This window comes from Shewanella sp. UCD-KL21 (assembly GCF_001957135.1).
Lineage (GTDB): Bacteria > Pseudomonadota > Gammaproteobacteria > Enterobacterales > Shewanellaceae > Shewanella.
Genome location: NZ_MPHK01000006.1, coordinates 188,241 through 200,456, shown reverse-complemented (window position 1 = coordinate 200,456; position 12,216 = coordinate 188,241). Strand labels below are relative to the sequence as shown.

Here is a 12,216-nt window from a genome sequence, read left to right as displayed (position 1 = left end):
TGATACAAAGTGAAACAGTCACTACTGGGGGATTGTTGTGATTATTAGGCTAATTGAACTATTGCCCTTAGCTTTGCTAATGAAATAATAACAATGGTACATTTTTATTGTTAATTAGGGTTAAGTATCTTTGTCGCTAGAGATAATAATTTATTTTATCCGTTGGCGTAATAGTCAGTGTTTTATGTTATTTGATAAATATTTTTTATAAATAATTTCTTATAAATTGTTTTATAAATATTAGCACGAAAAATATTAATTGAAATAATTCAGATTAAATATAAGTAGGATTGATATGGAATTACGTCACATTAAATACTTTGTTGTATTGGCTGAATTAAAACACTTTAATAAAGCTGCCACAGAGTTAAATATTACTCAGCCATCACTATCCAAAAGCTTACAAAAAATCGAGTTATTAGTTGGCGGTAAGTTATTTCAGCGCGACTCTAAAAATATGACGATAACCCCTTTGGGGGAAATGGTATTGGCTCATTGCCAAAACATTGTAAAACAGCACGATAAACTAAAACGCGATATCGCCAGCTTTCATGGTGAAAATGAGCATGAAATTAGCATTGGCGCCAGTCCTATTCCGTCAAACTGTTTAGTGGGCCCTATATTGGGGCAGTTTATTCAAGCTTGTCCGAAAATGACCATTGATTTAAAAGTGGATCATTGGCAATCATTAACAGAGCAGTTACTTCAAGGAAAGTTGGATTTGTTTGTCGCGGAAGCTAAAGTGACTGAGCTTGAAGATAACCCATTACTTCACTTACAAGCGTTGCCACCATTTCCGGTGATATTTTGTTGCCGTCCAGATCACCCACTTACTCAGTTGCCGAGATTATATCTGGCGACATTTAGAGATTATCCTTTGGCGATCCCAGTGAAATTGCCCATTACCATCGCCCATCAATTTGAAGACTTATTTCAATTACAAAGAGATGATTTTGCCGGTTTAATTCGTTTTGATCAGCTTCATGCCATTAAAGATGCTATTTTCCATTCAGATTTAGTGGTGCTAACTCCAGAAATCGCAGTACGTGATGAATTATTAGCGGGCACCTTGGTGCAGCTTAGCCCGCAGTTGATGCCGAAACTGAATGCTAAATTCAGTATTGTTAGCCTAGCAGAAAACCGTCAAAGCCAATCGATTAAGGTATTTAGCGAGTTTATTGTGCAGCGAGCTAACTCAGTTAAGACGTCAGTTAAGGACTCAGTTAATGAGCCTGAAAACTTAGATATGCAAATTGCGTAGGGCTGAAAAGTAGGGCAAACCTAACGAGCATCTACACTAATCTTGGCTTGGCATTACTGCTTTCTGGCGCAAATAGCATTGTAATTTATATGGTTATTTTCTGAGGTTAGACTATAACTAAGATGCTTGATTAAAATTGCCGCATGCCAACCAAGGATTGTCAGTATGCTTAAAATTGTATTTTTGCTGCTATTATTTAGCTATTCCCTCGAGATACTCGCCTCCCCTAAGTTATTAAAAGTTTACTTTGATGCCGATAGAACGGGTCATATTGAATCGTCGTTAGCAATTGAGCAGGGTTTTAAAGTCGCATTTGACCAGGCCGATAATAAGCTTGGTGGCCTTGCTGTGGAGTTTGTCAGCTTAGATCATCGAGGTAATGTCGGCAGAAGCAAAAAGAATATGGACCGCTTTTTGAAAGATCCAAACGGGATAGTATTTATAGGCGGGCTGCATTCACCGCCATTAATAAAATATCGAGATTTTATTAATGAGTCACAATTGCTAACCCTTGTCCCTTGGGCTGCTGGTGGACCTATAACTCGATACCCCTCAAAAGATAATTTTGTTTTTCGGCTTTCGGTAGATGATAAAAAAGTTGGCAAGCATTTAGTTGATTTTGCGATGCAAAAACAATGTAAAAAACCACACATGATGCTCGAAAATACCGCTTGGGGTAAATCCAATTATCGCAGTATGACTTCTGCCCTTGAAGCTTATGGCATGACAGGCGTCGGGGAAACTTGGTTTGCTTGGGGGATAAACCCAGCGCAAGCAAGATTGTTATTAGCAACCGCCAAAAAAGAACAAGTTGATTGCTTATTTATGGTAGCAGGGGCCACAGAAGGGGCGTTAATCGTAACCGCTGTGGCTGAGCTGGGGTTGGATATTTCAATATACAGTCACTGGGGGATTACCGGTGGGAATTTTGCCACTGTAGTGCCATTTGAGATCCGCAATAAAGCCAATTTACACTTCATTCAATCATGCTTTAATTTTTATAGCTCAGAGGAAACTGATTTTAATCAGCAGGTTTTTAATGATGCTAAAGCCATGTTCCCAGAGCAGTTTGTGGATAAAAATATCAAATCGCCGACAGGCTTTGTTCATGGTTATGATCTCGGTAAAATTTTTATCGCAGCCGCCAATAATGTCGGCTTTACTGACAATATAGTCACTAACCGCATCGCAATGAAGCAGGCGTTGGAGTCGATTTCAGCGCCGGTTGACGGATTAATAAAACAATATCAGACACCCTTTAGTGTATTTAGCCTTAGCGCCCCAGATGCCCATGAGGCGCTAGATGAAAACGATTTATGTATGGCGATATACGATGATAAGAATGCGGTTAAATTGATTGAGCAGTAAGCCTAAGGCGTCGGATTGATTATGTGGTTTGATAAAAAAAATGGAATGCATTTATTTTCGCTGTTTATTTTGTTGGGGGCCATTACCTTTATGGTGTCCAGTTATATTTTTGTGTCCAATCAAGCCGCAGAAACTGCAAAACTCATCAATGAAGAGAATTTAAAAGGTAAATTTTCTGCAATTGAGCAATACGTTACCGAGTTCATCGGCGCCTATGAAAGGGATGTTAATAAAATATCCACTTACCCTGATGTTATCAGCGCGACGCTAGAAGGTGTTGATGATAAAAATACCTTACATGACCAACTATCACTGATAAAACCACATGATGTAGATACTTTTGTGAACCTGTATGACTTTGCAGGCGAGGGCATTTATCTTGAATTTGAACTTGGAGAGCCGCTAAGACATTACCTAGTTGAAGGGATTAATGATGAGTCAATTCTTCATGATAACAACTATGTCTTTTTTAACGAGCGTGGCAAAGATTACTTATTAATCACTGAGCCGATACGATATAACGCATTAGCTGAGGGTTTGACTGCTTATATTATCCAGTTAAATGACTCGCAGTTAATCGGTCGATTAATTGCAGATAAAAATCATTGGTTTGGGATCAGACAAGACAGGTTTAACTGGGCTATGTCTCCCCATGATGGCTGGCAGACTCAAGCGAAAATGATCCCCCAATTTGATATTTATCTTCTGTATGCATCATCGCCACAATTTATCGAAAAAATAGAGTCAGACTTCTTACAAAGCTTATTTCTGAGAATGCTACTTGCTACCTGTATGACCATTCTACTCTTGTATTTTTTGGGTCGTAAAATCTTAGTATCCCCCTTTCAGTCATTAGCTCGCTCACAACAATTACTTGAGCAACAGGCGGAAAATTTAAAAAATAAAGAGGCTGAATCAACGCGACTGGCGCGGGTAGTCAAATACATGCGAGATGCGGTGGTATTTACCGATCCTAATATCAAAATAATCTGGGTTAATAGCGCCTTTGAGGAGATGACCGGCTATAAAAAACATGAAGTGCTGGGCAAGAAACCCGCTGGTTTACTGCAAGGGCCAAAGACTAGCCCTGTCACCGCGGCTAAAATCGGCGAGCTAATAAAAAATAGAGGCTTTGGTACTTTTGAGATCATTAACTACGCCAAGAGCAACAAAGCTTATTGGTTAGAAGTACAAATTGGCCCTTTATATGATGATACTGGCGAGTTAGAAGGTTTTATGGCAGTAGAGCGGGATATTTCTGAGCGCAAAGAATTAGAAGACTCGTTAAAACTCACAGCAAAAAAAGCCGATGCCGCAAATATTTCAAAGTCGCAGTTTTTAGCGTCAATGAGCCATGAGCTTCGCACCCCAATGAATGGCGTGTTAGGTATGACTGAGCTAATTAAAGACACTTCTCTTAATGTTGAACAAGAAGAGATGGTTAATACCTTATTACGCTCAGGAAAGCACATGCTATCTGTGCTCAATGATATTTTGGATTTTTCAAAAATTGAAGCCGGAAAATTAACCTTAAATTTAACCCGTTTTACCATCAACGAACTCAAGTCTGAAGTTGAACCGATTTATAAAGCCTTGTGCGATGAAAAAGGTTTGGCATTTAGTTTTGAGTCGACTGGCGAGCAAGATGGAGTTTGTATCGCCGATAAGATCCGCGTTCAACAAATACTCCAAAACTTGCTCAATAATGCGTGGAAGTTTACCCCCAAAGGCCATATTGCCGCGTCAATTAACGTCATTAATAATGCCTCACAACCCTTATTAGAAATACTTGTCTCTGATAGCGGTATTGGCATTGATAAAGATAAGCAAGATTATGTTTTTCAGGCATTTTCTCAAGCTGAAGCCGATACCACCCGTCGCTTTGGCGGTACTGGGCTGGGGCTGACGATTATCGCTGAGCTGGTGAATGCTATGGGGGGAAGCATAGAGCTCAATAGTGAGCTGGGCGTAGGTAGCCAGTTTAAAGTGAGCATACCGATTAAATTAGATGCCAAACCTCAAGAGGTTACCCGTCATCATAGCTCGATGTTTGATGGCACAGGTTTAAAGGTGCTTATTGTCGAAGACAATAAAATCAATGTAAAAGTGATGAAGATGTTTCTCAACAAACGCGGCTTTGATTGTGAGGTCGCTGAAAACGGCCAAATCGGTGTCGATAAAGTGCAAGCGACACACTTTGACTTGGTTGTCATGGATAATCATATGCCGGTGATGGACGGCATTGCTGCGACTAAGGCAATAAAAGCGTTAAACTTGGTCAATGAGCCAATCATTATTGGTTGTACCGCAGATGCGTTTGAGCAAACTCGTATCGATATGATCAGCATGGGTTGTACTGATGTGGTCACTAAACCCATTCATAGCTCTAAATTAGACGAGATCTTAATCGCTCTCTTTTGAGTTTGCTCATAGCGATAGCCCGCATGCCTGCTTACAAAAACACCTGTATATCTCATTTACCCCAACAGGGGTAACTCAATTACCCATCGCTAAAACATTAGCAGATAAAGATCATGCTTTGGTGGCTAAGATTAAGCTATAGTGACGCCAAAATATCCGTAGTTTGCTGCAACAAGCCATTAAGTCGTAGGTTGTAAATTGTTACCAGAAAAATGTAAAAATTCAGAAAAAACGATCAAGCATAGTTGGTTTGGTCGCCTGTATTTAGGAGCTGTTGATGCCATTAAATTATCGGCTAGCGGCATTGAATTTCGTGCTCATCAAGGTCATTTATTTAGGCAGTGGTTTACAGCCAAAACAGTGCCTCAGCTGCAACAATTTACTTGGCAGCAACTGGCCGCGCCAGCTGAGTTGACCCCAAGCTTTTTAGGCAATTTGCTTAGATTTCAAACCCAAGGGCAGTCTTATCAAGTGCCATTTCTAGGCTACTTTTCTAACGCTAAATTCAAACAAGAGATTGAACAATATTGGGCGCAAGCTCATGAGCAGCAGCTGTGTGAGTTAATCGCCCGCATTGAGCATACCTTAGCCAATAAGTATTTACGTCAGTCGCTGCTTAGGCAAATGCAGCCTCGGATTAAACGTGAATATCGCCGCTGGTTTCCATGGTGTAAATCGGCGCAGTTATCGGTCAAGCTTAAAGCTGCGCTAGTGAAGCTATCTGGCTTTTACCATTGGAATAACGCCAAGATAGCGCAAATCCGAGCGGCTTATGTTGACGGGCAATTAATCAAATATGGCGACTTTTTTGATAATGTTGAATCACAGCCATTAACCGATAAACAGCGCCGCGCATGCGTTATTGATGACGATAATAATTTATTACTGGCAGGGGCTGGCACCGGTAAAACCAGTGTCATGGTGGGGCGTGCAGGCTATTTAGTTGCCAGCGGCCAAGCCCAAGCAGCGGATATTTTATTACTGGCCTATGGCCGCAAAGCCGCTGACGAAATGGATGCCCGTATTAAACAAAAGCTCGGCACTGATGATATCAAAGCCAGCACCTTTCACAGCCTTGGTTTAAGGATTATTGCAGCAGTGGAAGGCAAGCAGCCCAGTTTGTCACCATTGGCAGAAGATGACCAAGCCAAAGAGAAATGGTTGCAACTCAAGCTTGATAGCTTGCTTAAAGAGGAGGCTTACCGCAAACGGCTGTTTGAGTTCTTTAGCCAATATTATTATGTGGAAAGAAGCCCATTTGAGTTTGAATCCGAAGGCGAGTATTTCCAATACTTAACTGACAACGATATTCGCACGCTTAAAGGCGAGCGGGTTAAGAGTTTCGGCGAGCTGTATATTGCCAACTGGCTATTTAGAAGCGGCATTGAATATTGCTATGAAGCCAAGTATGAGCATGATGTTAGCAGCGTTGATTTTCGCCAGTACCAGCCAGATTTTTACCTGCCAGAATATGATGTTTATATTGAATATTATGGCATTGATGAGGTTAATAATACCGCCAGCTATATTGATAATCAGGCCTATCTTGAGTCGATACAGTGGAAACGTGAATTACATCAGCAGCATGGTACTGCCTGTATCGAGCTATTTTACTATCAGCATAAAAAGGGCCAATTAACGGCTGAATTGGAACAGGCGTTAACGATATTTGAACTGCAATATGCGCCGCTGCCCGATGACGCGATACTTGCAACCCTTAATGAGCTTGGGCGGGTGACTGAATTAGCCAAATTATTTAGTCAGCTTATTGGTTTATACAAAGCGGCTTGCCTTGATAATAAAGCCCTAGACAAGCTATTTAATCAAGCGACTGATCCCAAACAAAGCCGTAAGGCATTTGAATTACTCCAGCCCATATTAACCGCTTACCAACGGCAGTTAGCTGCAAATGGCGATATCGACTTTGAAGACATGATTGCCAAGGCGCTTAACTATATACAAACAGGGCAATTTATCAGCCCGTGGCGTTATATTATGGTGGATGAATTTCAAGATATCTCCGAGCCTAGAGCCCGTTTAGTTAAAGCGCTAACACAGGCTTACCCACCACAGAGTAAAACCACAGCGTCACTGTTTGGTGTTGGCGATGACTGGCAGGCTATTTATCGTTTTAGTGGCGCAGATGTCAGCCTAACGACCCATTTTAGTGACTACTTTGGCGCAGCGGCGACAAGCTATCTTGACCAAACATTTCGATTTAATAGCAGCATTGGCGATGTTGCTACCCAGTTTGTCACTCAAAATCCGGCGCAGCTTAAAAAACAGATTCGCTCCAACGAGGTTGTGACCAAACCTGCTGTGTCAGTGATTAAGCGCGGCGAACATGAAGCCGCCACAGCTGACAACCCAAGCCCTAATGCGTTAGCGCAAGCATTGTCGGCGATTAGTACTAGGGTCAATAAGCTGAAAGCTGGCGCAAAGCAACCGATAGTGTACTTACTGGCTCGCTTTTGGTTTCAGCTGCCAGATAGCAATGCCCTAAGACAACTGAATCTGCAATATCCCAATATAACCATTGAGTGTCAGTCCTTTCATGGTTCCAAAGGTAAAGAGGCTGACTATGTGGTCATAATGGGGATGAAAACCGGCCAGCATGGCTTTCCATCAAATAAAATCACCCCGCCGTTGTTAGATGCCTTTTTAGCGAAAGCAGAAGACTTTAAGTTTGCTGAAGAGCGGCGGTTATTTTATGTGGCGTTAACTCGCGCCAAACACCGCGCCTATGTGCTGGCCGATATGACCGATGTCAGCCCGTTTGTCACAGAGCTTATTCAAGATGGTTATGCCATCGAGCAAGCTGAATTTACCACCTCTATAGTGCAAAGGCTGTTTGCAGATATTAACTGTGTTCGCTGCACCACTGGGGTGTTAAAGCAAAGAACTGGTAACTTTAAATCATTCTATTCTTGTTGCCACTTTCCTTTGTGCGACCACAAAGAAGCAGGGTGCGAGCGTTGTGCTAGCCCAATGACCCGTAAACGCTTTGATGGTTTTAAAGTCTGCCTTAATGAGCAATGCGCCCATACCACGCCGCTATGCAGCGTTTGCGGCGCTGATATGGTGCTAAGAAAAAGCGCTCGAGGTGAATTCTGGGGCTGTAAAAATTATCGTGGTAGTCATAGCCCAAGTAACAACTATAACGGCAACAAGCTCAACCCTAACAGCAGGCCAAGTTGCACCCATGCCGTGGATAAAGCCAAGTTGGTATTGCCTAGCTAGGCTGGCTGAAGGGATGGATGCGATCTGGCGTTACGTCAAAGATATAACGCCAGATCTCAGAAGCTGCTCAACCCAGCGCTGTTTGGATATTACTGCATGGCTGTTTTTTGATTTAAGTTACGGGTATAGGTAGGGACATCGAGCTCAGCTAAGCAATGACTATCATCGTTACTGCCTGCGGACTTTTCTTTTAGAAAGTCATGCAGATTAAGCAGCTCTAGCGATGCAAAACGGTCTGTTGAAGGCGGCGCTTTAACATCATCCATAATGATTGCTGCTGAGTCTGTAGCGGCGTGAATACCGGTGGCAATCACCATCAATTCCAGCTCGCAATCTAGCTCAGGGACTATGGTTAATCCAATAATCACCAATGCGCTAGGGTCGAGTTGCTGCAGCAGGGTTTCGCCAATCATATTATATTGGCTGAGCTCAATATTTTCAGAGGCCATCACACTGACTATCGCCCCTTTGGCATGAGTCAGCTCAACGTCTGCCAGTAATGGATTTTTAAGGGCGCTATTAATCGTTAGTTGTAACTCTTCACCTGGCATTTGTTTAGCAACGCCCATAGCGGCTCGCCCATGGTGACTGACCACCGCAATGAAATCGTTGAGATCGATATTGATCAAACCTGATTGGCTAATGGTGGTGGTTAACCCCAGTAATACATCTTGCAAAATACGGTTACTTTCAAAAAAGGCGTTAACTAGGCTGACTTTTTTATCCAGAGTTTTAGCCAGTTTGTCGTTAGGTAACACGATCACAGCATTGGCGTGCTGCATTAATTCATCGACGCCTTCATTGGCCAGGCGGTTTCTTTGCTGCCCCTCAAAACTGAACGGGGTGGTAACCACGGCAATTAACGGTTTATTAAGCGCTGCGGCGACTGAAGCCATAAACGGAATGGCGCCAGTGCCCGTGCCGCCGCCCATGCCGCCAGTAATAAAAATAATATCAGCGAGTTCAATAAGCTCTTTTATCTGCGCTTCAGACTCCTGCGCAGCGGCTTGACCTTTTTCAGGCTTAGCGCCCGCACCTAATCCTTTGGTGGCTTCAATGCCAATTTGTAATCGAGTGCTAGATCGCGCCGCCTGCAGTGATTGCGCATCGGTATTAACGGCGATCAACTGTACATTGTCATTGAGTGGCGATTGGCTAAGTTGATTGATGGTATTGCAGCCACAGCCTCCCACACCGAAAACGGCAATGCGAGGTGATGGGGAGTTTTGCGTCACTAAGTCAAACATCGATTCATCTCCTTGAAGTTATGCTAAGCAGGGTAACTTAAGGATGCGACAGCCTAAGACGCAGCATTTTGGTAACGCGCATTGACCTTGTTAATCAATCGAGTGAAATGGGCTCTTAATTTGGCCGGAGCTAACACTTCGACATTGTCAGCCATGCTCCACAGTAATGATCTTAATCCTGAGGTGTCTTTAACGCTAGCCTTAACCAGATAGCGTTTATCTTGTAATTGCTCAACTGTTTGATTGTCACTTAATTTGGCGTTGCGCATGATGAAGTTTGCTGATGCAGAAAACAGCAATTCAATGTCAATAAGCTCTGATTTATGGTTGTTTTTTCTAGCAGCAAGCTCAGCATCACTGCGAGTAATGGCGGGGGTATCGAGCAATCGCACATTACGCAGTAAATCGATGGATTTGGCATAAATTCTTGGATCTACAGTACCAATGGTAAAGGTTAGCAGCGCGACGCCATCAGATATCTTTATGCCTTCAGGGTTAATGGGCGAGTAATCAATCCAATAGCTTTTGCCTTCGATAGGGCGTTTTATTTCGCAGGCGATCTGACGCTTATTAAGCAGAGCCGATTGTACGGCTTCAAATATCTGTGGATCTTGCTGCTCAATAATCAAAGGAAAAGGTTTTGGTAACTGCGCCACACGACACGCCCAGTACAGCCAAGGGTTATCAGGATCGTTACCAAGTATTTGATCGGCACGTTCAAAATAAGGGGTTAGCTGCTTAAGGCTTTGGGGAGGCAGCAGTTGGCTAGCGCTATGCTTTAGGGTGTGAAAGGCTAATGCCATGTGATTGTCCATCAAGGTCAAGTTAAGACCGCGCCAACAGGCGGCAATCGACCAGCCAAACGGTTTGCTTCGATCATCGAGCACTATGCCAAACAGCCCCATGTCGTACATGGCTTTTAATTCCCGCTGCACGGTTCTTAATCCAATATCAAAATCACGGCTTTGCAGTCTTGCTGTGATGTCATTAGCAGTAATGCGCCTTGGATGAGTGGGTATTTTCTCCAGCATGGCAATTTGGCGTTGGATATTGATTTGCATCGATGTTCTCCCGATTCTTTATGCCATCAGCATAATACTACCCTGCGACAGAATCTGACGCACCAAGCATTTTTTGTATCATTATCTGATATTTAACTATTAGTAAAAGCTAAAGTTTTAGTTTGGGAATTGCGTTTAAAGAAGGCGGAATCAAATACAGGAAGGGGGCAACAAAACAGCGGGGGCACATATGAGGGTACATATAAGCAAAAACGGGCTTTTCGTTACCGAAAAACCCGTTTTAATACAACAGCTTAAGAATTACTTCTTAGTTCATGCCGTATTTTTTTAATTTTTTGCGTAAAGTGCCACGGTTAATACCTAGCATGTTCGCTGCACGTGTTTGGTTGCCACGTGTGTGTTGCATGATGATGTCTAGTAAAGGTGCTTCAACTTCACTTAATACCATTTCATATACTTCAGACGCTTCTTGACCGTCTAACTGAGAGAAGAAGTTTGTTACTGCGCGCTTAACTGCGTCACGTAATAATTGTGGCTTGATTGTACCGTTAGCGGTTTCAATCTTACCTACGGTTAGCTGGTGAACTTCTGTGTTAGTTGTCTGATCAAACATTCTATTCTGCTCTTTATATTAAAAATTAACTAATTCATCAAAGTAACATTCCACAAGGGAATATTGCTGTTCAGCGGTTTCAAGCCTATTGAAGTCAGCACGAAATTGACGCTGCTCTTCTTGGTTTAGGTACCATCCCATATGCTTTCTAGCAAATCGGACACCTTTGTACTCGCCGTACAATTCGTACAAAGCGTTAAGGTGTTCGAGCATGATTTCTCGTTGCTCGCTCGCCTCAACTGGCGGTAATTTGTTACCTGTTTCCAAGTAGTGGTGAATTTCTCTAAAAATCCACGGTCTGCCTTGGGCTCCTCGTCCTACCATTACAGCATCGGCGCCAGTGTAGTCTAAGACAAACTTAGCTTTTTCTGGACTGTCGATATCTCCATTGGCAACAACAGGGATTGAGACATTTTGTTTTATTGCTTTAATCGTGTTGTATTCGGCAAAGCCTTTATACATACACTGCCTAGTGCGGCCGTGAACGGCTAAGGAGGCAATGCCACAATCTTCGGCAATTTGAGCAATTTCAACACCATTACGGTGTTCAGGTTGCCAGCCTGTGCGAATCTTTAGCGTTACTGGTACATCAACTGCACTAACAACAGCCTGTAAAATTACTTTTACCAGCTGGGGATCTTGCATTAATGCTGATCCAGCAAGCTTCTTATTCACTTTTTTGGCAGGGCAGCCCATATTGATATCAATGATGTGAGCGCCTTGTTCAACGTTGAACTGGGCGGCCGCAGCCATTAAATCAGGATCTGCACCTGCAATTTGTACTGAACGAATACCTTCTTCGCCAGAATGCATCATGCGCTGGCGGCTTTTATCGGTATCCCAAACTTCGGGATTAGATGAAAGCATCTCTGAAACCGCTAGGCCTGCACCATAACGTAAACAAAGATTTCGAAAAGCGCGATCGGTGACACCTGCCATTGGTGCCACGATCAGCTGATTTTTCAGTTGATAGGGGCCAATTTGCATTGAGTTATTCACCATGCTCGTCAAAGGGGCGCTATATTAGCCCTTTTTTACCGTCCT

At 42.9% G+C, this 12,216-nt stretch carries 8 protein-coding genes; 4 read left to right on the top strand and 4 right to left on the bottom strand.

From position 1 onward, the window contains the following. The first annotated feature begins 295 nt into the window (after positions 1-295). The 4 genes from BM739_RS07920 (at position 296) to BM739_RS07905 (ending at position 8,290) form a co-directional block, all read left to right on the top strand. On the top strand, positions 296-1,261 hold the full coding sequence (locus BM739_RS07920) for a LysR family transcriptional regulator (RefSeq protein ID WP_076539369.1): 966 nt from the start codon (positions 296-298) through the stop codon (positions 1,259-1,261). A 165-nt stretch (positions 1,262-1,426) separates the two neighbouring features. Beyond that, on the top strand, positions 1,427-2,629 hold the full coding sequence (locus tag BM739_RS07915; protein ID WP_076539366.1) for an ABC transporter substrate-binding protein: 1,203 nt from the start codon (positions 1,427-1,429) through the stop codon (positions 2,627-2,629). Between the two features lie 21 nt (positions 2,630-2,650). Then, positions 2,651-5,050 (top strand): ATP-binding protein, encoded by a 2,400-nt coding sequence (locus tag BM739_RS07910; RefSeq protein WP_076539363.1) that lies wholly within the window; start codon positions 2,651-2,653, stop codon positions 5,048-5,050. A 198-nt stretch (positions 5,051-5,248) separates the two neighbouring features. Further along, positions 5,249-8,290 (top strand): UvrD-helicase domain-containing protein, encoded by a 3,042-nt coding sequence (locus tag BM739_RS07905; RefSeq protein WP_076539360.1) that lies wholly within the window; start codon positions 5,249-5,251, stop codon positions 8,288-8,290. Positions 8,291-8,379: 89 nt separating this feature from the next. Here the strand turns inward: BM739_RS07905 and ftsZ are convergent, their stop codons facing one another. The 4 genes from ftsZ to dusB all read right to left on the bottom strand — a co-directional run bounded on the left by ftsZ (position 8,380) and on the right by dusB (position 12,159). Beyond that, positions 8,380-9,537: a cell division protein FtsZ gene (gene ftsZ, locus BM739_RS07900; RefSeq protein ID WP_076539357.1), complete on the bottom strand. Its 1,158-nt coding sequence runs from the start codon at positions 9,535-9,537 to the stop codon at positions 8,380-8,382. A gap of 53 nt (positions 9,538-9,590) precedes the next feature. After that, entirely contained in the window at positions 9,591-10,598 is a 1,008-nt protein-coding gene (locus BM739_RS07895) for a YafY family protein (protein WP_076539354.1), read from the bottom strand. 268 nt (positions 10,599-10,866) lie between these two features. Continuing rightward, complete coding sequence (gene fis / locus BM739_RS07890) at positions 10,867-11,172, bottom strand: DNA-binding transcriptional regulator Fis (RefSeq protein ID WP_011494902.1); 306 nt, start codon at positions 11,170-11,172, stop codon at positions 10,867-10,869. A gap of 18 nt (positions 11,173-11,190) precedes the next feature. After that, positions 11,191-12,159, bottom strand: coding sequence for a tRNA dihydrouridine synthase DusB (gene dusB / locus BM739_RS07885; RefSeq protein ID WP_076539352.1), 969 nt, complete (start codon positions 12,157-12,159; stop codon positions 11,191-11,193). Positions 12,160-12,216: the final 57 nt, after the last annotated feature.